Raw genomic sequence first — 23,265 nt, 5'->3', positions numbered from 1 at the left:
TTTAGTTTTCAAAGTTCATTCCGTCGCCGTAAGCGACTTTTTAATATTACCATTTCGTAATATAGCCTGTCAACATTTTTTTCAAAAATATTCTTTAATTTGTTGAATCAGTTTTTGTTGTCGTTGAAGACAAGAAATAATATACCACGTATTCAAATATAACGTCAACACAAAATATGATTTTTTTAAAATCTTTTTCATGGACTAAGTGAACAAGCCTCTTATAATTGCGAAAAAGGAAAGCAATTATGCGTTTTACACCCTACACCATTGATAAAGCGAAAAACTCCTATAGCGGTAATCTATTATACACTTCATATAAGATTTTCTTCTTTTGGACCATTTCATTTTTAATTTTTTCATTTAAGTTATGCGATGATAACTCTTTATCCAATTCATATAGCGAACGTAATATGAGTGACTCGATTTCTAATACATGCTCCTTATTTAGAAGTATACCAAACATAATCCCAACTCCATGGTACTTCGTCTTTAAGAAAATACCCGTTTTATTGTCCTAATACTTAAAACATTTAATCATTTCGTTTTGTAGCATACAAGCCTACTTAATTTCATATCCTTTATATAAGAACTTGGACAGGAAAGAAGGCGATTTTATGCTTTTTTACTTTTACATCACTTCAAAAAGGAAATTAAAGCAATTTTCTTTAATTACTATTATTGCATTTTTCACAGCTTGCTTAGTTTATATACAAGCACCTAAAACATTTTCAACTTTTTCAACGAACAAGGGGCCAATGGCAATATACAAAGGTGATGCCTCACAAAAAAATGTAGCACTTACTTTTGATATAAGCTGGGGGGATGAAAATGTCCTCAAAGTTTTGGATGTATTACGAAATCAAAAAATTACGAATGCCACTTTTTTCTTATCTGCATCATGGGCAGAGCGACATCCAGAGATCGTTGAAACAATCGTTAAGCAAGGTCACGAGATTGGAACACTTGGGTATCGATATAAAAGCTACACCCAGCTAACTCCAGTTGAAATGCAAAGAGATTTAAATAATTCAGCAGAAGTATTTAATCGTCTAGGCGTAAAAGACGTTAAGTTATTTAGACCACCAAATGGTGAATATAATAAAGAAGTTATAAAACTTGCTGCACGGAACAATCTTTCTGTGATTCATTGGAGTGTCAATACTGAAGACTGGAGAAATCCTGGAACAAATAAAATTGTTAAAAGCGTAGAAAATAATACTGATCCGGGCGACATCATTTTGCTTCATGCAAGTGATTCGGCACTTCAAACGCCAAAAGCATTGCCATTAATTTGGTCCTACTTAAAAGACGAAGGATATAAAAACATAACTGTTTCCCAAATGATATCTAATACTAAAACTAATATTAAAATTGTAAAATAAAAAAGCTAAGAGATGTTTCTCTTAGCTCTTTAGTATTTTGTGTAAAGTTAATAACTGATACGCATTACAAATAAATAACGGTACTAACATTAGAATTAACCACGAAAGATCATTCTGTCTTAATGCAGGAACCCATTCAACGATTGTAACGACAATCATAAAAAATAATGCTGGAATAAACGCCCCTTTGTTTGTTTCTTTCATTTTTATATAAGAAACAATCAAACTACCTACTAAAAGCACTATTGGGAATATTAAATAGACAGTAAAAGCTTCTCCATGCGCATACTCTTTAAATCGAAAATAAGCTAAGTCAAATAGAGCTAATATAATTAATACAATTTGAACTGTATTCCATATTGACTTAAATAAGCCTAATCCGAATCTATGTATTGTCAAATATGCAAAGAATCCCATCTGACTTACTGCACTGAATACTAATCCTAATATAAATAAAAATGATACTTCTACTAGAAGTTTAATAAATCTACCATCTTGAACATAACCAAAATACTCTTTATACCCATAAAGAATACCCGTTAAGATTGTTGCGATTCCACCAACTAGTAATGTTGTTAAAAATAATCGAACCAATTTCCGACTCGTCATTCGTTTCTTAATCCCCCGTTTTCAGAAAGCTTCTGATTTTCTTCTTAAATTAACGATTCATATAAAACTTTATTAACTATTTAATCAATATAAATACCCTAATAATTTAATTCATGTCTAAATATTAACAATGGTTATCGTATAACCATTGCTAACAAAAAACAAGCATACAAATTAAAAGGGTATTGTTTACTATTTATTTAATACGATTTTTTCGACTACTTGCTCAGCAATCGACGTATAGATTTTACCAGTTGGGTGATCTTTATCATATATTGAAGGAGCAAAGTCCTCTTCATCCCAATCAGGCTGCTGTAAAGGTAATTGTCCTAATAGAGTTGTTTGAAGCTCTTTTGCAAGCCTTTCTCCTCCACCTTTACCAAAAACATACTCTTTTTCGCCAGTTTTTTTACTTTCAAAATAACTCATGTTTTCTACAACACCAATAATTTCATGGTTTGTTTTTAATGCCATTACTCCCGCTCTAGCCGCAACAATTGAAGCGGTAGGATGTGGTGTTGTAACAATTATTTCCTTACAAGATGGTAACATGCTATGAACGTCTAACGCTACATCTCCAGTACCTGGTGGTAAATCTAGTAATAAATAGTCTAAATCTCCCCATTCAACTTCTGTGAAAAACTGTTGTAGCATTTTACCAAGCATTGGACCTCTCCAAATAATTGGTGAATTATCTTCTACAAAGAATCCCATTGAAATAACCTTTACTCCAAAACGATCGACTGGAATGATACGCTCACCCCTGATCACAGGTCTTGTCGTAATTCCCATCATATCCGGTACACTAAAGCCATAAATATCAGCATCAATTATACCTACTTTTTTACCTAATCTTGCTAAAGAAACAGCTAAGTTTACAGAAACAGTTGATTTTCCTACTCCACCTTTTCCACTTGCAATTGCTAAAAATTGTACTTTTTTATTATCTAATAGTGAAAGTGTTGAGTTTTCTTCATTGTCTTCAATAAACTGACCTTTTTCTTCTTCTGTAAAATCAGTAAATCGAATTCCAACTGTATCAGCACCATTCTGCTTTAATAACTGAACAATTTGTGTTTGAATTTGCATTTGTTCTGCTGTACCCGTTTTCAACAATGCAATTTTAACGCTTACATGTTTCTTTTCTTCTTTTATCGATATTTCTTTAACAGCATTTAATTCTGCTAATGATTTATTTAAAAATGGCTCATTAATTGTACCTAAAAGTGATAATACTTGTTCATTGGTAAGCATATTCACACCTCGTTATCTTAATATACTAAATAGTATAACACATGTATCATAGTTAGTCTTAAGTAACATTAATTAGTTAGTAAAAATGAAAACCACCGAATAATTCGGCGGTCCCTTATCATAGACGAAGTCCAAAAAATATGATTTTCAAACTAATTGAAAACGTTTGTCTTTCGAGGCACGAAGTCTGTGCGGAGCGGAGTTACCCTAAACGGTAATGAGCACCGTAAGCAGACGAAGTAACGAAGAAAGCGAGCGTTTGTCAATAGTTTGAAACACCGATTAATTCGGTGGTTCATTTTTATCTGTATAATATCTAATAACCCCTCTATATATAGCTGCAGCAAGTTTATCTTGATATTCTTCATCTCTTAACTGCTGACTTTCTTCATAATTTGATAAAAAGCCAACTTCTACAAGCGCTCCTGGTACTTTCGCATATTTCATCAAATAAACATGATTAATAATTTTCGCTAATCGATGAGTATTATTTAGACTTTCCCTTAACTCAGCTTGGACGTATTTTGCAAATCGCTCATTTTCAATTAATGAACCATAAAAGAATGTTTGTGCACCTTTTGAAGATGTTCTTGGTAAGGAGTTTAAATGAATTGATATGTATAGGTCTGCGTTCGATCCATTAATAATTTCTACCCTTTTCCTTAAATCAACGCTTTTTCTTCTACTATATCCTTTCATTCCATCCTCTGCTAGATCGTAATCTCCATCTCTTGTCATAATAACCGTTGCGCCTTGACCTTGTAAATAATCCCTTAGTTTGTTTGTTATTGATAGAGCAACAACTTTTTCAATAACATCTCCACCTGAAGCACCTCCATCTGGTCCACCATGCCCAGCATCCAAAACAATCACTTTTCCATCTAAAGGTAGTCCTCTAAAATTCCAGGTCTTTGAAGTTTTTTGTAATAAAGGTATACTCAAAATCAAAAAAACAAAGGTTACAATGATAACGATTAAATGCCATCTTTTCATTTTTTCTCCCCCTGATTGTCCTATAAAAAATATATGGGACAACTAGGAAGAATATGACTTACTTTGATAAACGAAGTCTATGTCTTCTTTCTCCTTTTACATATCCATCTAACCACCAATTATTTAAAAAAGATTTACATCGGTCAAATGGTTCTGTTTGAATATCATCCTTACGACCAAATACAGATGAATAAAATAAATAAGCTAACCATTCAGATTCTTTAGCTGATCTTCTTTTAACATTCTCAATTGGCTCACCATAAAAACCAAATCGGCTATATCTTGCACCCAATAAATATGTTTCTACCGCTAACTCTAAACAGTAATCTTCTCTTGCTTTTCTTTGGTTAATGTCTGCGTCTATACAGTAGGAAAATGAATCCTTTAATTGGGCTTTTAATTGCATTATTTTTAGTTCTTTTAATAAACTCTTTTCAAATGTAATTTGCTTTGCTCTTCTTTTTTCTCGGAAATTTGTTATAAGATTCATGATGAAACCTCCCCGTAGCCATAGTCTAAGACGAAAAGGGGTGCTTCATTCAAAAACTACATACTTAATTTCTTCCATAAAAAAATAGTAATTTTCATAAAAGACACAGATTTTATATAATAGAAAAATTGTATTAATTTTGAATTGAAAACGCATTTTTCGAGACTTACAAAAGTCTACCTGTACTTAAATAAAATATAAAAGAGGGGAATCAAAAAACTTTCCCCCTCTTTCGTATTTTTAATTATCGAATGATTTCATTCTTTGTAAAAGTAATCCATCACTTTTTTCATTTTTTCCATATACAAACTGAGGCATATGATATTTTAAATACTGTCCATATTTACTATTTGTATTTAATACTAACTCATCTACAAAGTAGGCACCTTTTAATACAGTATCCAAAAATAAACTTGCAACTCCTGCATAAACTCCGCACGCAACTTGAAGATAGGTTGCATTTGTACCGTAATTAGCGAATGAATCTTTATTGTTCATAACATTATAGATATAGCGCTCTTTATCTTCGTACACAAGTAAAACTCCAACCACGTCCTCTCCTACCAATGGAGCTGTTGAAGGATCTAGAAGCTTTTTATCAAAACCCAATATTTCGTCCTTGTTTTTTAAATTATTTCTAATTAGATTTGTTGTATGCTCATTAACACGATACACAAAACCGCTTTCTAAGTTGAACAATTTGCCAATAATAAATACTTCTTCATGTGGCATAAGACAACCATAAAAGACTTTTTCCCCTAACGTTACTTTAAATTCAACTGAATAAACATCATCATACAAGAAGATTGGAATATTTTGTTTAACAAACATAGGAAAGCTTGTGACAGCCTCTTCTAGGAAGCAATCTGGGGACCAAGTGGTGTAAATTGTTTCTTTTTGAGCTATTGAAGGGTTTTCATAAAAAGAATTATCATGTTCAACAATGTAACATGCAAGAGGTTTTTCGGAAGGGAATTGGTTCATTAAATCGATTGCCATCCATTGCACAATCCCAGGATTCATTCCTGAACCAATAATTGCTGTAGTATTTTTAAACTTTCGTTTATTTTCCTCGAAGATACGTAAGCGTTCTTTAAGCGGGAACCCAGAACTAATACTTTCATCTTCATCTACTATTTCACTTTCTAAAGCTGTGTTGACATACTTCACACCAAACTCATTACAACAGCGTAACATTTCAACAGAATCTGCTCTAGAAACATCAACTACAATAACTGTATTACTCTCTATTAGATGTTTTTTCAATAAATCAATATTATTAACATTCATTTCATGAAATGTAACGTTTTCTATTAGGTTAGGAATAATCCTTTCAAAATAGGTTAAATCTTTCTGTTTCAAATCAATTAAATGAAACCTGGCATTTTTCATTATCTGTTGGAGCGGATCATTTGGATCCTTTGCCGCTTTATTAAATATAGAAAGTACTGCCTTTGCCACTCCGCCAGAACTACCTAATAGGGTAATAATCGCATCTTTTTCAAACATATAAACAACTCCATAAATAGGTTTAATATTAGCTTTTACTTTACTATATGAACCAATAGAAAAAGTGTTCGGACAAGTATCCTATCTATTTAACCTATGCTAACTTTCTAATTGAAAAAAAAAAGCCTAACTAATAATTAGTTAATAGCTCTATTTTATCTAATTAATTATTTTTTTCGTCTGTTTCTGGTTTTTCTAAAAGTTTCTTCTGTTCTTCCTTACAAAATTCTTTAAATTCTTTGCATTCTTCTAAACACTCTTGTCTGCATCTTTCAATTTCTTCTTCGCGTTTCTTTTCCCTTTCAACACGCAACTCAAATTCTCTATCTCTTTCTTTCTGATCGATTGGTGCTGTATCATTTTTTAGAAGTGGTACATCTCCTCTTTGGATTGGTCCGATTCCAAATAGAGAACGCCATTCATTAGGAGTTAAAGAAGCTCGTTCTACCATAATTGAAAATGCTAATTTAGTTGCAATCGATGCAAATTCTAAGTTAGATGCTTCAAAAACGATCCGATTACCATTTTTCCGTTCCGCTGGGGTGAAGAACTTACGTGTAAATTCATTATTTAGCTGGATGACTAAAGGATTAATAACAGCTTCATTATACGAATTCCACTGATCCTCATTAAATGTACTTTGAACGATGTTTTCGTTCGTATTAAAAAAACTATAGATTCTTTTGATTGCATCACTTGTTCTTTGTGCTTCTGGAGCATAATTATTTGAAGGTACTTGTTGTAAAGTGTAAGTTGGCTCTGAAAAACCTGCTTTTACACCGTCTCCTGTATATTTCATATAATTGTTTACGAATTCATTCGTATTCTTAATCATATCATCTTGATCTAGTACTTCCTTAAAGTTTAATAACCAATTCATAAAACGATTGTTACTTACATTATTGACGATACTGTCATCTACAGAATCAATCACTTCTAATAAAGGAAGTAAGGGATCATATGGGGGCGTACCAAATAGATCATTACTATTAAAATCTTGTCTTAAATGAATAATATCGCTATAAGGTAAAATTAGTACATTTTTGGTTTTGAATGTGAATTTTAAAAAGATCAATCCTTGATTATTTTCGAGCACTTCAACTTTCGTACAAGGAATAGGAAAAATAGCAGTAGGATAACCAAAATCATTTCGCTTTATAAATGCAAACGCATTACTGTTTAGGTCAAGCTGAGTTACCATTTTCTCTAAAAGTAATTGCCTAGACATAAATGGATTTGGTTCTTGCAGTACATTATAAACCCATGGATCAGGGTTAATCTTGCATTCTCTATTATTTTCTCTAACATGCGTTACTTTTAGTTTTCCAATTGCATTGGCTTTAGGTCTAATACATGCCCTGATCACATCATTCTTAAATAATGTATCGCCTAATGTTAATTGACCATCCCCTTCATCATTTAATAATTCAAAAGAATTAGTACTTGATTGAAAATTCATTTTGCCCATTATCCAGTCGATCAAGCTCAATGTACATCACCCCTAACGTAGATGTCCATAGATATAATTTATTAAGGTATATTATTTTATTCTTTTAAAAATCATGTATGCTACAATTCCAGAACGAATTATTAGAATTTTTTAATTTTTCGTCATTTTAAAATATGAGTATACTTGTTAGTTTATTCCAGAAAGTAATCTCATACGAAAAGGCCCTCAGCATAAGCGCTACTTGAGGGCCTAATAAAATTTATTTTTAATATCTTTCAACTAAAAGCTGTTTCGATTCAAAGTATAAAACTTGTATAAATTTCTTTGCATTAATGCGAGTATGTGTTGATGAAGTCAAGGATACTTGCTTCAATTCACTCATTCTTTGACGAACTGTTTCAAAATCAAAAAACTTTGAAGCATAATTTTCAAATTTAGGGTTCGCAAAATCTGTCAGTCCTATTGATGCCATATGGTTTAATGATTGATAAATTGCTCTACGAACTCGTTGTTCTGATGATTTCCTTTCCCGCTCAACGTCTTCTTGAGAATTTACAATCCCTAGCTTTTTCAAACTAATGTGCGTGTAAATATCCTTTAATGTAGGAAATCCTGCCTCTAAACCAACATTCGTTTCATATTCATATAGGTAATTAAGCATATCAAGCAAGTCTTTACTTCCATTTTCTCCAGCTATGCCAAGTTCTGATAGTAGAACCTGTCCCCAATCCGTAATTTTCTTTTTATCAGACACTGGACTATGTTGATTGATTGAATTTACCTCAAAAACATTACTTAATGACTTTTGAATATCAAAAATCGATCGCTCTAGTCGAATCCGCTCCAAGACCTTTCTAACGACCGATATCACTTCAATTTTGTTCAATGGCTTAGTAATGTAATATTCAATACCGAGAGAATAAGCTTCTCCAATTAATTCTTTAGACTCCACTTGAGAAATCATAATAATTTTCCCTTTGAATGAAGACCCCATACTCCGTATTGTTTCTATACCGTCCTGAAGAGGCATTAATAAATCGATAAATAATATATCAACTTGATTTATTTCAAGTGTATTTGCATCTAATAAAAAGCCGTCTTCCGCTTCACCAACCACTTCACCTAATTCTTCATCCTCTATAATTTGTGATAACATCGATCGAAAAACTTCATCATCATCTGTAATATAAAAGTTCATAAATTCATCCTTTCTAAGACGAGAGCTCCGATTGGTAGTCGAATCGTAAAAATACATTCACTCTCTTTTTGATTGAGAGTAACCTCTCCTCCAAGTTCTTCTGCCATTTCTTTGATATAGGATAAACCGATTCCTGTAGATGGGGTTCCATCATGGCTATATTTAGAAGTAAATCCAGGTTTAAAAATAAGCTTCATATTTTTTGAAGGAACTCCAGGTCCATTATCAATAACCTTACATTCAATCCAATCTTCAACTCTTTCTATTGATAAGAGAATCGTCCCTTTATGCTCTATAGCTTCAACTGCGTTCGCAACTAAATTATTAATAAATGATAGCATTAGATAGATATGATAATGCGGATGTTGTCCCTTTACTTGAGAAATAAACTCAATTTTCTTTCCTAGCATGCCTGCATATTTTTGATTAATTCGAATAACCATTGTCACTAAATCATTTACACTCATATATTCAGGCAAACTTTCACTTGTAATTAGTTTAGAAAGTCCAGCAAAAATTCTTTGGTTATCCTTTTTTATTTCATGTACCTCTCCTGCAATTCTTAAAGATTTGCTCCCCCATTTTTCAATTGGAACTCCTAATTCCTGTTTGTATTTACTCATGTCTCGATATAAATTGTAGGATTCTTTCGTTATTGTTTCGGCATTTTGTAATGTCTTTTTCAAATAAACAGACTCTACATACAAATTGGATAAATGCATAAGCATATTTTCATTTTCTTTACGCGTTTGCGATTCCTTTAGTTTTAGCTCGTAAAGTTTCATCATATTGATAAACGCTAATACAAAGAAGCTTCTAAACACTGCAATAATAATAATTTTGTTTAGCTCATCGACTGTAAGTGAAGAACCCATCCCATATAGTTGAAGTATTAATTCGATTAAACTAGAAGTGATTTCAATAGTAATACCGAAGATTCCTATTAGTAAAGGATGCTGAAACCGATTCACCTTCAGTAAATAAAATAAAATGGAATATGAAAAATAATATAAGAAAGTAGGAAATCTAACTGAAAAAGATGAGGCAAGATTAAAATCGGTCAATACTAACCAATCTAGTCCAACACGGAATACAAAGACAGATATGCCTATTAATAGCCCCATTAAAACAGAATGATAATTCCTAAAATACAATAAAGAAAAGAAAAAAATTGGGGTTCCAAAACTAACGCGAAATATATTATCAAATGGATGAAAGTTCAGTTCACCCGCTATTGGAACTATAACCATAAGTGCAATAACAATCCAGATATCTTTACCTTGCAGTCCTTTTGATTTCAAATCCGCCACTTCCTGATTTTTGCTACTAGTATATCGCCTTGTTGTTATTAACACAATGATCCTCCATACTACGAAATTTCATAAGAAAATACAGCTTGATAATACAAGCTGTAGTTTTGTTTTTATATAGTGACCAATTCTTTTGTAGCTTTAATCGGACGATATGCAGGCTCCCACATTGCGTTTCGTACTGCTTGCTCAATATCGTCGTGTACAACTCGTGCTACTCCATCAGCAACTGCTGCTTTTGCTACTTCAATCGCAACTACTTCAGAAATAGTACGTAGATTCTCGATTTGAGGAAGTAAAGGTGCACCTAATTTACTTACATCGATCATTTCCGCTACAGCTTCTGCAGCCGCTGCAAACATTCCATCCGTAATAATACTAGCGCGTGAAACATTTGTTCCAAGTCCTAAGCCTGGGAAAATAAGCGCGTTATTTGATTGACCAATTACATAAACCGTTTTGTTATATGTTACTGGAGCAAAAGGACTTCCTGTTGCTACCAATGCTCTTCCTTCAGTCCACTTAATTAAATCAGAAGGTTTTGCTTCTGCAAGTGGTGTAGGATTGGACATCGGTAAAATTACAGGTCTTTCAACATGTGCTGCCATATCTTTTACAATCTCTTCTGTGAAAGCACCGGCAACCGTTGAAGTACCAATTAAAATCGTAGGATGAACTTGGCTTACAACTTCTGCTAGGCTTACACCTGAGTTATTTTCCTCGATTGGGCGTGCATACGGTTGTTGGAAGTCGAACAACCCTTGCATATCCTCTGCAAGCAATCCATTTCGGTCAATACACCAGAATCTGCGGTTTGCTAATTCGAATGAAAGGCCTTCACGTACCATTGCATCACGTACTTGATCTGCGATTCCAATACCAGCCGCTCCTGCACCGAGTACAACTACACGATGTTCACTTAATGGAATACCAGATGCATTCACTGCTGCTAATACAGCTGCAAGTGATACAGCTCCTGTGCCTTGAATATCATCATTGAAAGTACAAACTTGGTGACGATATTTATCTAAAATGTTTCGTGCATTTTTAGAACTAAAATCTTCCCAATGAAGTAATGCATTTGGGAATTTTTCTACAGCAGTCGTTACAAACTTATCAATGAACGCATCATATCGGCTATCGCGAACGCGAGGATGACGGTTTCCAACATAAAATGGATTATCTAGTAGCTCTTCACGATCAGTACCAACATCTAAAACGACTGGCAATACTCTTGCTGGATCAATACCTGCTGCAGCTGTATATACCGCTAATTTACCAATTGCGATATTAATACCTCCAACTCCCCAGTCACCAATTCCTAATATTCCTTCACCGTCAGTAATAACGATTAAATCAATTTCATCTGCATTTGCCCCATAATTATCAAATGCTTCCGCAATACCATCTTCTTCATTAATTGAAAGGTACAAACCACGAGGTCTTCTATATTCATTACTATAACGTTGAATTGCTAACCCAACGGTTGGTGTATAAACAACCGGAAGCATTTCAGGTAAGTGATCAGTTAGTACTCGATAAAATAATGTTTCATTACGATCATGTAAAGCTGATAATGCAACATTTTTATGCAAATCTGTAGGTTGTGACGAGAATTGCGCGTAAGCTCGTTTAGCTTGCTCCTCCAGCGTCAGTACAGCTGGCGGTAATAATCCTGTTAAACCTAATTCTTTTCGTTCCTCTTGAGTAAATGCAACTCCTTTATTAAGCATTGGTACACCTAATAATTCGGCACCACGCAAGGTAGTCTCCACTTCTCCATTCGAACCTACCTTGAATTTATGCATATAATCCCATCCCTTTTCTATCTTTTTTATTTTTATCTTTTTTAGTTAAGCAAAAAAGGGCTTTTCGCCCTTACTTTGTAATTATTAATTGTCAGACTGATTGAAAACGAATTATCTTTCAATCCGCAAGGCCAGAAGCGGTGCTCGATTTACATACATGGCGGTATAAGCACCGCAAACAGGCTAAGCAAATAGATAGTGAGCGTTTATCAGCAGACTGACTGTTTTATTGACGTTCTAAAAGAACTGCACCAGCAATACCAGGGTGAGTCATTTCAAATGGATCTAAAATTAAATCAAGCTCTTCTTCTGATAATACATCATATTTTAAGCAAAGTTCACGAATTGGCTTTCCTGTTAAAATAGCTTCTCTCGCTATTCTCGCAGCAACTTCATAACCGATATGTGGATTAACCGCTGTGATTAGACCAACGCTCTTTTCTACATATTCTTTCATTCTGTCTTCATTAGCTTCAATTCCTTTTAAACAATTATCTGTAAATACACGGAATGCATTATTCATAATGTTAATTGATTGAAGTAAATTAAATACTAAAACAGGCTCCATAACGTTTAATTCTAATTGTCCTGCTTCAGACGCTAAACAGATTGTATGATCATTACCGATTACTTGGAATGCAACTTGGTTAATAACTTCTGCCATTACAGGATTTACTTTACCTGGCATAATAGATGAACCAGGTTGACGTGCTGGCAATGAAATTTCACCAAGACCTGCACGTGGGCCAGAAGCCATTAAACGTAAATCATTCGCAATTTTAGACATATTCATCATACATACTTTTAGAGCAGCCGATACTTCTGTGTAAGCATCAGTGTTTTGAGTAGCATCAACAAGATGCTCAGCTCCAACAAGTGATAAGCCGCTTATTTCAGCAAGTTGCTTAACAACTAGTTCAATATAGCGTGGATCTGCATTTAAACCTGTTCCAACCGCTGTAGCCCCCATATTTACTTCATATAAGTGCTGACGAGATTGTTCGATACGTTTTATATCACGACCAAGTACTCGAGAATATGCTTCGAATTCTTGTCCTAAACGAATAGGTACTGCATCTTGTAAGTGAGTACGGCCCATTTTAATGACATGGTCAAATTCTTTTGCCTTTAAGTCAAATACATCACGCATATAATTCATTGTGTTTAATAATTTCTCTAACATATTTAAAGTCGCGATATGAATTGCAGTTGGGAATGCATCATTTGTAGATTGCGACATATTTACATGGGTATTTGGACTAATACAGAAATAGTCTCCTTTTTCTTTACCTAGTATTTCAAGCGCACGATTTGCAATCACTTCATTTGCATTCATATTCATTGATGTCCCTGCTCCACCTTGAATTGGATCAACAATGAACTGATCATGCCATTTGCCCTCAATAATTTCTTGAGCTGCCTCTGCAATCGCTTTACCATTTCCCTCATAAAGGCGTTTTGTTTCTACGTTAGCAAGTGCTGCTGCTTTCTTTACAATTGCTAAAGCTTTAATCAGCTCTTCGTGAATTTTATAACCAGTAATAGGAAAATTCTCAACTGCACGTAATGTTTGTACACCATAGTAGGCATCTGCTGGAATTTCTTTTTCCCCTAAAAAATCTTTTTCAATGCGTATGTTTGGTTTAATTTCAGTAGCCGCCATTTGTTTTTTCTCCCATCTTTACGCAACTTTTGACTCCTTAATCGAATCAATATATTGTTGCGCTTTATCTTTATCGTATTCGCCTTCCCATTTCGCCATTGTAATGGCTGCTAACGAGTTTCCTAATACATTTACTGCAGAACGAACCATATCTAAAATACGATCAATACCTGCAATTAATGCGATTCCTTCTAAAGGTAATCCCATTGAACCTAGTGTAGCCAGTACTACTACGAACGATGCACCAGGGACACCAGCCATACCTTTTGACGTAAGCATTAGTACAAATAATAATGTTACCTGCTCCATAAATGACATGTGAATATTGTACATCTGAGCAACAAATAATGCAGCAAGTGCTTGGTAAATCGCTGAACCCGTTAAATTAAACGAGTACCCTGTCGGTATAACAAAAGATACTATTGCTTTTGGACAACCCATGTCTTCCATTTTTTTCATAATGTTTGGAAGTACTGCTTCCGAACTTGCTGTTGTAAAAGAAAGAATCAGCTCTTCCTTTAAAATCTTCATAAGTGTAAAAATATTCGTCCCTGTCATTTTAGCATTAATACCTAAAATAACAATAGCAAAAAATGCCACAGTTATATAAACAGCTAAAACAAGTTTACCAAGTGGTAATAAAGTACTTACACCAAACTTCGCAACCGTTACAGCAATTAACGCGAATACCCCAAACGGAGCGGTTTTCATAACTTGATTTGTAACCCAAAACATCGCTTCTAATACGCCTTCAAAAAATCCAAGAACAGGCTTTCCTTTATCCCCTATTGCTGCTACTCCTAAACCAAATAGAACAGAGAAGAAAATAATCGGCAATAAATCACCTTGTGCCATTGATTCAAACACATTTTTCGGGAAAATATGAACAATTGTCTCTGCAAAACCACTTTGTTGTGTTGCAGTTGCTGTTTGTTCATATGCTGAAATATCACCTTTTTGTAGATGAGTCATATCTACGCCTTTACCTGGGTGGAATAAATTCGCTGCAAGCATTCCAATTCCAAGCGCAATCGTCGTAATGATTTCAAAATAAAGAAGTGTTTTTCCTCCAAGTTTTCCTAGCTTCTTTATATCCCCTACACCTGCTACAGCTACTACAAGAGCTGAAATTACAATTGGCATAACGATCATTTTAATTAAATGAATAAAGATATCACCAATCGGTTGAATATAAGATATTGCTTTTTCATTTCCGTATACTAAAGCCCCTACAACAATACCTAATATAAGAGCAACAAAGATTTGCGTAGCTAATCCAAATTTCTTCATATAAATCCCCCTTGTTAACGCTTTCAAATATATAAATGAAATACTTAACTAATTCTATATGCAAACCTACAAAACAATACAAAAACCTACAAACACTTTTAAAATAATTATAAAAAGTTTCAAAAACTTAAATGGTCGAACGGATTGAACAAGGAATAAATCAAAAGAAAAAGTAAAAAATCTGTCCATAATCAAAGGAAAGATAGGGAAATAGAAGTATAGTAAGGGGAAGAATTGAAAATAGCAGAATTTATACATGATGAAATAAACCTACAAAAATAAAAAACTCCTGTCCACAAAGTGGAGAGGAGTTTTGAACGTATAAATAAAAATTAACGTTTTGAGAACTGAGGAGCTCTACGTGCACCTTTAAGACCGTATTTTTTACGCTCTTTCATACGTGCATCACGAGTTAATAATCCAGCGCGTTTTAAAGTTCCGCGGTATTCAGGATCAACTTGTAATAATGCTCTTGAGATACCGTGACGAATTGCACCAGCTTGACCAGTGTATCCACCACCGTTAACGTTTACTAAAATATCATAGCTACCTAATGTTTCAGTTGCAACAAGTGGTTGTTTAACAACTTCTCTTAATGCAGCGAATGGGATGTAATCTTCAAAATCACGACCGTTAATGATAACGCGTCCTTCGCCAGGAACTAAACGTACACGAGCTACTGAGCTTTTACGACGTCCTGTGCCATAGTATTGTACTTGTGCCATGTGAATGCCCTCCTTTTATAATTATCCGCGAAGTTCGAAAACTTCTGGTTTTTGTGCTTGGTGTGGATGCTCGTTACCAGCATACACGTGTAACTTTTTAAATTGAGCACGTCCAAGACGTCCTTTTGGAAGCATACCTTTAACAGCTAACTCAAGCATTTTAACTGGGTAGTTAGTACGCATTTCTAAAGCTGTACGCTCTTTTAAACCACCAGCATACATTGTATGACGGTAGTAAATTTTATCGTTTAATTTGTTTCCTGTTAAATGAACTTTCTCAGCATTGATGATGATTACGTTATCACCTGTATCAACGTGTGGTGTGAAAGTTGGTTTGTGCTTACCGCGAAGTAAAGTAGCTACTTCAGTTGCAAGACGACCTAAAGTTTTTCCTTCAGCGTCTACAACGAACCACTTACGTTCAACTTCGCTAGCTTTTGCCATATAAGTTGTGCGCATTCTATTTTCCTCCTAATACAATATACATAAAGTAAAATTGTTTTTATTGTTTATCTTTAACACGACTGGTTCCGGGGCTAATCGTGGTTCTTAAAACAATACCGTATTTAATATTAAACTTTATACCTTCTAATGTCAAGCAAATGTTACACCAGGATTAGTTGTTATAATCAACTTTCCATAAAAACAGCCCATTAGGTGGTGAAGTCTTGCCAGCCTTGGCTCGATCACGTGCTAATAATGCGTTTTTAACACTTTTTACATCACGCTTTCCTTGCCCTACTTCAATTAATGTTCCAACAATTATTCTTACCATATTATAAAGAAAACCATTTCCTTCAAGAGCGATGACAATACCCTGATCTGTTTTATTAATACTTCCTTTATAAATCGTTCGTACTTTATCCTTAATATCCGTATTTGATGCACAAAAGGAACTAAAATCATGTGTACCTAGTAAGCAATCTAATGCTTCTTGCATTTTAGCAATATTTAGATCAAAAGGAAAAAAATAATGATGGTTTCTAGAAAAAACATTTTCGTCTTTTTCATTCCAAATAAAATAACGGTATTCTTTCCGAACGACATCAAATCTAGAATGAAAATTATCATCGACAATCTCTACATATCTCACATTAATATCTTTAGGCAATTGTGCATTTAATGCTCTCTTCCATTGCTCTGGTTGAAGGGCATATTCACTATCAAAATGAATTACTTGTCCTACTGCGTGTACCCCTGTATCTGTCCTACCAGATGCATGGATTCTTATTGGATTACCTTTGTGCATTTTTGTTAGAACCTTCTCAAAATCTGTTTGGACTGTTCTCTGATTAGGTTGTACTTGGTATCCATTAAATAGTGTGCCATCATATGAAATTATACATTTAATTCGATTCATAACTTATCTCCATTACTTACGTAAAAACAATAATAGTAAAAACAAAATCAGTAAGACAACAAAACATGCTGTATCCCGTAAATGCCACTTCATAATACGAAACTTTGATCTTCCATCTCCGCCTTGGTAACCTCTAGCTTCCATTGCAACTGCTAAGTCTTCAGCTCGTTTAAATGAATGAATAAATAATGGAACAAGTAAAGAAACTAATGCTTTTAACCTGTCTTTTATAGGTCCTGAAGAGAAATCCACTCCTCGAGACGATTGTGCCTTCATAATCTTTTCAGTCTCTTCCATAAGCGTTGGAATAAATCGTAGTGAAATTGACATCATTAAAGCCATTTCATGCACTGGTAGACCAAACCTTTTAAATGGGTTAAATAATGACTCAAGTCCATCGGTAATTTCGATTGGATTTGTTGTTAATGTCAGTAAGGTAGTAATGGAAACTAAAAGAAAAAATCTCAAAGATATATAAATACCTTGAATAATTCCTTCTTTATGAATTTCGACCCATCCAAAATGATAAATTAGTGGTCCCTCTTTATTTGTAAAAACATGCAATAAAAACGTAAACACTGCTAACAACCAGATTGCTCTCAATCCTTTTAAATAATAATTTAGAGGTACTCTTGATAGCAATACTGTTACAATTGAAAATAAAAATAAAATACCGTATGTTATAAAATTATTTGCTAAGAAAACGATACAAATAAAAATGAACATTGTAAGAAGTTTTGCTCTAGCATCTAGACGATGAATAAGAGAATCGATTGGAATATATTTTCCGATAATTAGACTATTCATTTTGTTTCCCCATTATAAAGATTCGCTATATAATTAGCGAGTTGTTCGATTGTTAAACTTGTAGCTTTTTCTTTAATGCCTAACTTTTGATTTAGTTCTTGGTGGAATTTTAAAGAAAGTGGAATTTGTAATCCAATTTCCTCTAGTTCCTTTTCATATGAGAACACTTCTAAAGGGCTTCCCTTTAAATACGTAGTCCCTTTTTGAAGCACATGGATCGTATCAGCATATCTCGCTGCATCTTCCATGCTATGCGTCACCAAAATGATCGTCAGGCCCTTTTCTTTATGCAATTCATAAAACATATCCATTAACGCCTTTTGACCACTAGGATCAAGACCAGCCGTTGGTTCATCCAAAACTAAAACTTCTGGCTCCATTGCTAAAACACCTGCAATAGCAACCCTTCTCATTTGACCACCACTTAATTCAAATGGTGACTTCATTAAATATTCTTCACTTAAGCCTACTTTTTCAATTAGATCTTTAGCTCTTTTTTTTGCTTCATCTTCAGATACACCAAAATTCATTGGACCAAAGCAAATATCTTTCTCTATAGTTTCTTCAAATAATTGCTGCTCAGGAAACTGAAAAACTAAGCCTACTTTTTTTCTTAATGATTTTAAATTCTTATTTTTCTTATCTGATAAAAGAGTAATATCGTCTATTTTGGCGATGCCCTCCGTTGGTTGTAAGAGGCCATTTAAATGTTGCAGAAAAGTAGATTTACCTGAGCCTGTGTGACCAATTACAGCATAATATGACCCATCTGGTATCGTAACATCAATATCATAAAGAGCACGATGCTCGAAAGGTGTCTTCGGCTGATAAGTATAGCCTACTTTTTCAAAAGTAATTTGCATAATTCGCTCACCAAGCTTTCTTGCTCTAGATGGTCTTGTCTCAAAGGTAAACCTTTTTCGATTAATAAACTAGAAAGGTTATTTGTAAAAGGAGATGCTAATCCAAGCGACTCTAAAGAAAACTCTGTTTTTAAAAGCTCTTCTGGCGTTACGCTTTGAACTAAATGACCATCATGCATAATTAAAATACGGTCTGCATGTATTGCTTCTTCTATATCATGCGTAATTGAAATAACAGTCATATTAATGTCTTTATGTAAACTACGAATTGTCTCGATTACTTCTTTTCTACCGAAAGGATCTAACATCGAGGTAGCTTCATCTAATATTAATATACTTGGTTGAATTGCTAATGCTCCTGCTATTGCTACTCTTTGTTTTTGGCCACCAGAAAGAGAGTGTGGCTCATGGAGTACAAATTCGTTCATATTGACGATGTTTAAAACTTCTTCAATTCGACGATCCATTTCTTTTTTCTCAATTCCATGGTTTTCTAATCCAAATGCAATATCGTCTATTACTGTCGTACCTACAAACTGATTATCAGGATTTTGAAATACCATCGCTATTTTCTTTCGGACGTCCCAAATTGTTTTTTCTGATAAGCTAATTTCTTCATCAATCACAATTTGGCCCTCTTCGGGTAATATTAGTCCATTTAAAAGTTTAGCTAATGTTGACTTTCCAGATCCGTTTCGACCTACAATAGCGATCCATTCATTTTCTTTTATATTAAATGATACAGAATGAACTGCATTTGATTGTGCCTGTGGATATTTAAAAGAGATGTTATCTACTTTAATACTATCTTTTCTCATTTGTTCACCTATAATTTCTCATTGTTTATAGATATATAATAGTCTAAAAGTAAACAGAAAAAAAGGGCAACGACATGTTTACAAGAAACGTCGAGCCCTTTTGTATTCGAATATTAAACTAATTCGATAACAACCATTGGTGCAGCGTCTCCACGACGAGGACCAATTTTTGCGATACGAGTGTATCCACCTTGGCGCTCAGTGTAACGAGGAGCGATGTCAGCAAATAATTTTTGTAAAGCGTCTTGACCGTTTTCAGCGTTAGCAACTTCATTACGGATGTAAGCAGCAGCTAGACGACGAGCGTGTAAGTCTCCACGTTTACCTAAAGTAATCATTTTTTCAACAACTGAACGTAACTCCTTCGCACGAGTCTCAGTTGTTTGAATACGTTCGTTGATAATTAAATCAGTAGCTAAGTCACGTAACATAGCTTTACGTTGTGAGCTAGTACGTCCTAATTTTCTGTATCCCATTTCTAGTTCCCTCCTTTGTAAGTAGTATCAAAATTGGGTCATATAGACATGAAGAGAACGCCTCTCCCTTTATCGAAGCTACAATCAGTCTTCTTTACGTAGGCCAAGACCTAACTCTTCTAACTTATGTTTTACTTCTTCTAAAGACTTACGACCTAAGTTACGTACTTTCATCATGTCTTCTTCTGTCTTATTCGCAAGCTCTTGTACAGTATTAATACCAGCTCGCTTTAAGCAGTTATATGAACGAACAGAAAGATCAAGTTCTTCAATCGTCATTTCAAGGACTTTATCTTTTTGATCTTCTTCTTTTTCGACCATGATTTCTGCATTTTTAGCTTCGTCAGTTAAACCTACAAAAATGTTTAAGTGTTCAGTAAGAATTTTTGAACCAAGTGCGATAGCATCCTTTGGTCCAATACTTCCGTCAGTCCAAACATCAAGTGTTAACTTATCGAAATTTGAAACCTGTCCCACACGTGTATTTTCAACTTGGTATGTGACACGAGACACTGGAGTGTAAATCGAGTCGATAGGAATAACACCTATTGCTTGATCCTCTCTTTTGTTACCATCTGCAGGGATGTATCCACGTCCACGTCTAGCAGTTAGACGCATACGTAAATGAGCATCTTTAGCAAGAGTTGCAATATGAAGATCTGGATTTAGAACTTCAACATCGCTATCATGCGTAATATCGGCTGCAGTAATTGGCCCTTCACCGCGTACATCAATTTCTAATGTTTTTTCTTCGTCTGAATAAATTTTCAGAGCAAGTTTTTTAACATTAAGGATCATTGTTGTAACGTCTTCTACAACACCTTCAACTGTAGAGAACTCATGTAACACGCCATCAATTTGAATAGCAGTAACAGCGGCACCAGGAAGTGAGGATAAAAGGATACGACGTAAGGAGTTACCTAGCGTTGTACCATATCCACGCTCAAGTGGTTCAATAACGAATTTACCGTATTTGGAATCGTCACTGATCTCAACCGTTTCGATTTTCGGCTTTTCGATTTCAATCATTTTTTAAACCCTCCTTCAAAACGTCGAAACCCTCGGTTAGACCATGCTAACCGAAAGTCCCTATTAGGCAGTTCCTAATTGTGCACAACAAGAGATGTCTGTTAATATTTGCCAAACATATATCATAATCCATTATAGACAATTTTTGAAAATTTATACAGACAAATTATACACGACGACGTTTTGGTGGACGGCATCCGTTATGTGGAACTGGAGTAACGTCTCTGATAGCAGTTACTTCAAGACCAGCAGCTTGAAGAGCACGGATAGCAGCCTCACGACCAGCACCCGGACCTTTAACAGTTACGTCAAGAGTTTTTAAACCGTGTTCCATAGAAGCTTTAGCAGCAGTTTCAGCAGCCATTTGTGCAGCGAATGGAGTAGATTTACGAGATCCTTTGAAACCTAATGATCCAGCGCTTGACCAAGAAATTGCGTTACCATGAACATCAGTGATTGTTACGATTGTGTTATTGAAAGTTGAACGAATATGAGCTGTACCAGCTTCAATATTCTTTTTCACACGACGTTTACGTACATTTGTTTTACGTGCCATGTTGAATACCCTCCTTTACTTAAAAAATATTATTTCTTCTTGTTCGCTACTGTGCGGCGTGGGCCTTTACGAGTACGAGCATTGTTTTTAGTGTTTTGACCACGAACAGGTAAGCTACGACGGTGGCGAATACCACGATATGAACCGATTTCGATTAGACGTTTAATGTTTAAAGAAACTTCACGACGAAGATCCCCTTCAACTTTCAACTTGTCGATTAATTCACGAATTTTACCTAATTCTTCTTCTGTTAAATCACGTACACGAGTGTCTTCTGAAATACCAGCATCAGCTAAGATTTTTTCAGAAGTTGCACGACCGATTCCGTATACATAAGTTAAAGAAACAACCACGCGTTTGTCGCGAGGAATATCTACACCAGCAATACGAGCCATTCTAGTGCACCTCCTTTTTTATTAACCTTGTTTTTGTTTATGTTTTGGATTTTCACAAATTACCATTACTTTACCACGTCTGCGGATAACTTTACATTTTTCACAGATTGGTTTTACTGATGGTCTCACTTTCATGATTTCAACCTCCTTGTAGATTACGGAGTGCATATTTATTATTTAAAACGGTACGTAATACGGCCACGAGTTAAATCATATGGAGATAGTTCTACAGTAACTTTGTCACCTGGAAGAATACGAATGAAGTTCATACGAATTTTACCAGAAACGTGTGCAAGAACGACATGACCATTTTCCAATTCAACCTTGAACATCGCATTCGGAAGTGTTTCCGTAACGGTACCTTCAATTTCAATTACATCATCTTTCGCCATTAGGGCATTCTCCTTTCTTCAAATCAGTAGCTTGCTTGTAGGCAAACATACGCTTAGGAACATTAAGCCAAAGTGCTCTGATATGTTGGAGATTTTTGGCCTACTAAAGACCTATATTATATCAATCGTTCCAAGCAAAGCTATGTTTAAGCTTTTATAACTGTATCAGTTTTGACGAAACAACAATACGTCATACACAAGGAACGACGATCTTATCGTTCAATTATTAAACTAACTCTTTTAAAAGATTATCAATGTCGTTGAAGACTTTAGTAATCTCTTGTTCACCTTCAATTGTTTTTACATAACCAAGATTATTGTAGAAATCAAGTAAAGGCTGAGTTTGTTTGATATTTACTTCAAGGCGATTTGCAACTGTTTCTTCATTATCATCCGCACGTTGATAAAGTTCTCCGCCACATTTAGGGCAAACACCCTCTTCAACAGGTGGATTGAAAATTAAATGATAAGTTGCTCCACACTCTTTGCAAATACGACGACCTGTTAAACGTTCAATTAAAAGTTGTTGGTCTACATGAATGTTTAACACGAAGTCAATTTTACGATTCATTACTTTCAGAGTCTCTTCTAGTGCTTCAGCCTGCGCAACTGTTCTAGGAAAACCATCCAGTAAAAAACCATTTTGGCAATCATCTTTAGCTAATCGTTCACGTACAATACCAATTGTTACCTCATCGGGAACAAGATGACCTTGATCCATAAACGATTTTGCTTGAAGACCTAGTTCAGTGCCGTCTTTAATCGCTGCACGGAACATATCACCAGTAGATATATGAGGAATGCCGTATTTTTCGACAATTTTCTCAGCTTGTGTGCCTTTGCCTGCACCAGGAAGCCCCATAAGAATTAAATTCATGGTTAATC

Annotated in this window: 26 protein-coding genes; 1 reads left to right on the top strand and 25 read right to left on the bottom strand. The window is 34.7% G+C overall.

Annotated features, from left to right (window positions below):
* Positions 1-289: 289 nt before the first annotated feature.
* Entirely contained in the window at positions 290-466 is a 177-nt protein-coding gene (locus CN514_RS25635; protein WP_176525848.1) for a hypothetical protein, read from the bottom strand.
* A gap of 151 nt (positions 467-617) precedes the next feature.
* Between CN514_RS25635 and pdaB the strand changes: the two genes are divergently transcribed.
* Positions 618-1,385 (top strand): polysaccharide deacetylase family sporulation protein PdaB, encoded by a 768-nt coding sequence (gene pdaB, locus CN514_RS09230; protein WP_098232317.1) that lies wholly within the window; start codon positions 618-620, stop codon positions 1,383-1,385.
* A 21-nt stretch (positions 1,386-1,406) separates the two neighbouring features.
* Here the strand turns inward: pdaB and CN514_RS09225 are convergent, their stop codons facing one another.
* From CN514_RS09225 to CN514_RS09110, 24 genes are all read right to left on the bottom strand, one after another.
* The gene (locus CN514_RS09225; protein ID WP_098232316.1) at positions 1,407-1,994 is read right to left on the bottom strand and encodes a KinB-signaling pathway activation protein; all 588 of its coding nucleotides are present in this window, start codon (positions 1,992-1,994) and stop codon (positions 1,407-1,409) included.
* A 192-nt stretch (positions 1,995-2,186) separates the two neighbouring features.
* Positions 2,187-3,248, bottom strand: a complete 1,062-nt coding sequence (locus tag CN514_RS09220; protein ID WP_098232315.1) for an Mrp/NBP35 family ATP-binding protein — start codon at positions 3,246-3,248, stop codon at positions 2,187-2,189.
* A 282-nt stretch (positions 3,249-3,530) separates the two neighbouring features.
* A complete protein-coding gene (cwlD, locus tag CN514_RS09215; RefSeq protein ID WP_056467529.1) occupies positions 3,531-4,241 on the bottom strand; it encodes an N-acetylmuramoyl-L-alanine amidase CwlD in 711 nt (236 codons plus the stop codon).
* A gap of 58 nt (positions 4,242-4,299) precedes the next feature.
* Positions 4,300-4,731, bottom strand: coding sequence for a DUF2521 family protein (locus CN514_RS09210; protein WP_088014585.1), 432 nt, complete (start codon positions 4,729-4,731; stop codon positions 4,300-4,302).
* 240 nt (positions 4,732-4,971) lie between these two features.
* Positions 4,972-6,240 (bottom strand): saccharopine dehydrogenase family protein, encoded by a 1,269-nt coding sequence (locus CN514_RS09205; RefSeq protein WP_098232314.1) that lies wholly within the window; start codon positions 6,238-6,240, stop codon positions 4,972-4,974.
* A gap of 163 nt (positions 6,241-6,403) precedes the next feature.
* The gene (locus CN514_RS09200; RefSeq protein ID WP_098232313.1) at positions 6,404-7,729 is read right to left on the bottom strand and encodes a phage portal protein; all 1,326 of its coding nucleotides are present in this window, start codon (positions 7,727-7,729) and stop codon (positions 6,404-6,406) included.
* Positions 7,730-7,955: 226 nt separating this feature from the next.
* Positions 7,956-8,888, bottom strand: coding sequence for a response regulator (locus tag CN514_RS09195; protein ID WP_098232312.1), 933 nt, complete (start codon positions 8,886-8,888; stop codon positions 7,956-7,958).
* Positions 8,885-10,138, bottom strand: coding sequence for an ATP-binding protein (locus CN514_RS09190; RefSeq protein ID WP_098232318.1), 1,254 nt, complete (start codon positions 10,136-10,138; stop codon positions 8,885-8,887). The genes CN514_RS09195 and CN514_RS09190 overlap by 4 nt, the downstream gene beginning before the upstream one ends.
* Before the next feature lie 173 nt (positions 10,139-10,311).
* Positions 10,312-12,006: an NAD-dependent malic enzyme gene (locus tag CN514_RS09185; protein WP_141529339.1), complete on the bottom strand. Its 1,695-nt coding sequence runs from the start codon at positions 12,004-12,006 to the stop codon at positions 10,312-10,314.
* A gap of 226 nt (positions 12,007-12,232) precedes the next feature.
* Positions 12,233-13,669, bottom strand: a complete 1,437-nt coding sequence (aspA, locus tag CN514_RS09180) for an aspartate ammonia-lyase (protein ID WP_098232310.1) — start codon at positions 13,667-13,669, stop codon at positions 12,233-12,235.
* Positions 13,670-13,687: 18 nt separating this feature from the next.
* Positions 13,688-14,959 (bottom strand): cation:dicarboxylate symporter family transporter, encoded by a 1,272-nt coding sequence (locus tag CN514_RS09175; RefSeq protein ID WP_098232309.1) that lies wholly within the window; start codon positions 14,957-14,959, stop codon positions 13,688-13,690.
* Between the two features lie 332 nt (positions 14,960-15,291).
* Positions 15,292-15,684 carry a 30S ribosomal protein S9 gene (gene rpsI, locus CN514_RS09170; RefSeq protein WP_056467505.1) on the bottom strand — a complete coding sequence of 131 codons (393 nt, stop codon included), beginning with the start codon at positions 15,682-15,684 and terminating at the stop codon, positions 15,292-15,294.
* 21 nt (positions 15,685-15,705) lie between these two features.
* Positions 15,706-16,143, bottom strand: coding sequence for a 50S ribosomal protein L13 (gene rplM / locus CN514_RS09165; RefSeq protein WP_098232308.1), 438 nt, complete (start codon positions 16,141-16,143; stop codon positions 15,706-15,708).
* Positions 16,144-16,300: 157 nt separating this feature from the next.
* Positions 16,301-17,044 (bottom strand): tRNA pseudouridine(38-40) synthase TruA, encoded by a 744-nt coding sequence (gene truA, locus CN514_RS09160; protein WP_098232307.1) that lies wholly within the window; start codon positions 17,042-17,044, stop codon positions 16,301-16,303.
* 12 nt (positions 17,045-17,056) lie between these two features.
* Positions 17,057-17,851 carry a cobalt ECF transporter T component CbiQ gene (gene cbiQ / locus CN514_RS09155; protein WP_098232306.1) on the bottom strand — a complete coding sequence of 265 codons (795 nt, stop codon included), beginning with the start codon at positions 17,849-17,851 and terminating at the stop codon, positions 17,057-17,059.
* Positions 17,848-18,714 carry an energy-coupling factor ABC transporter ATP-binding protein gene (locus tag CN514_RS09150; RefSeq protein ID WP_098232305.1) on the bottom strand — a complete coding sequence of 289 codons (867 nt, stop codon included), beginning with the start codon at positions 18,712-18,714 and terminating at the stop codon, positions 17,848-17,850. The genes cbiQ and CN514_RS09150 overlap by 4 nt, the downstream gene beginning before the upstream one ends.
* Positions 18,690-19,532, bottom strand: a complete 843-nt coding sequence (locus CN514_RS09145; RefSeq protein WP_098232304.1) for an energy-coupling factor ABC transporter ATP-binding protein — start codon at positions 19,530-19,532, stop codon at positions 18,690-18,692. Before CN514_RS09145 ends, CN514_RS09150 begins: the two co-directional genes overlap by 25 nt.
* 113 nt (positions 19,533-19,645) lie before the next feature.
* A complete protein-coding gene (gene rplQ, locus CN514_RS09140) occupies positions 19,646-20,008 on the bottom strand; it encodes a 50S ribosomal protein L17 (RefSeq protein WP_056467487.1) in 363 nt (120 codons plus the stop codon).
* Positions 20,009-20,092: 84 nt separating this feature from the next.
* On the bottom strand, positions 20,093-21,037 hold the full coding sequence (locus CN514_RS09135; RefSeq protein WP_098232303.1) for a DNA-directed RNA polymerase subunit alpha: 945 nt from the start codon (positions 21,035-21,037) through the stop codon (positions 20,093-20,095).
* Positions 21,038-21,203: 166 nt separating this feature from the next.
* Positions 21,204-21,593, bottom strand: coding sequence for a 30S ribosomal protein S11 (gene rpsK, locus CN514_RS09130; RefSeq protein WP_056467481.1), 390 nt, complete (start codon positions 21,591-21,593; stop codon positions 21,204-21,206).
* 29 nt (positions 21,594-21,622) lie between these two features.
* The gene (gene rpsM, locus CN514_RS09125; protein WP_098232302.1) at positions 21,623-21,988 is read right to left on the bottom strand and encodes a 30S ribosomal protein S13; all 366 of its coding nucleotides are present in this window, start codon (positions 21,986-21,988) and stop codon (positions 21,623-21,625) included.
* Positions 21,989-22,009: 21 nt separating this feature from the next.
* Entirely contained in the window at positions 22,010-22,123 is a 114-nt protein-coding gene (rpmJ, locus tag CN514_RS09120; protein WP_000868344.1) for a 50S ribosomal protein L36, read from the bottom strand.
* Positions 22,124-22,161: 38 nt separating this feature from the next.
* Complete coding sequence (gene infA / locus CN514_RS09115; RefSeq protein WP_056467475.1) at positions 22,162-22,380, bottom strand: translation initiation factor IF-1; 219 nt, start codon at positions 22,378-22,380, stop codon at positions 22,162-22,164.
* 226 nt (positions 22,381-22,606) lie between these two features.
* Complete coding sequence (locus CN514_RS09110; RefSeq protein ID WP_098232301.1) at positions 22,607-23,257, bottom strand: adenylate kinase; 651 nt, start codon at positions 23,255-23,257, stop codon at positions 22,607-22,609.
* Positions 23,258-23,265: the final 8 nt, after the last annotated feature.

The organism is Bacillus sp. AFS001701 (assembly GCF_002559405.1).
Lineage (GTDB): Bacteria > Bacillota > Bacilli > Bacillales > Bacillaceae_G > Gottfriedia.
The sequence above is the reverse complement of the archived record's forward strand: the minus strand, read 5'-3'. Positions and strand labels throughout refer to the sequence as shown.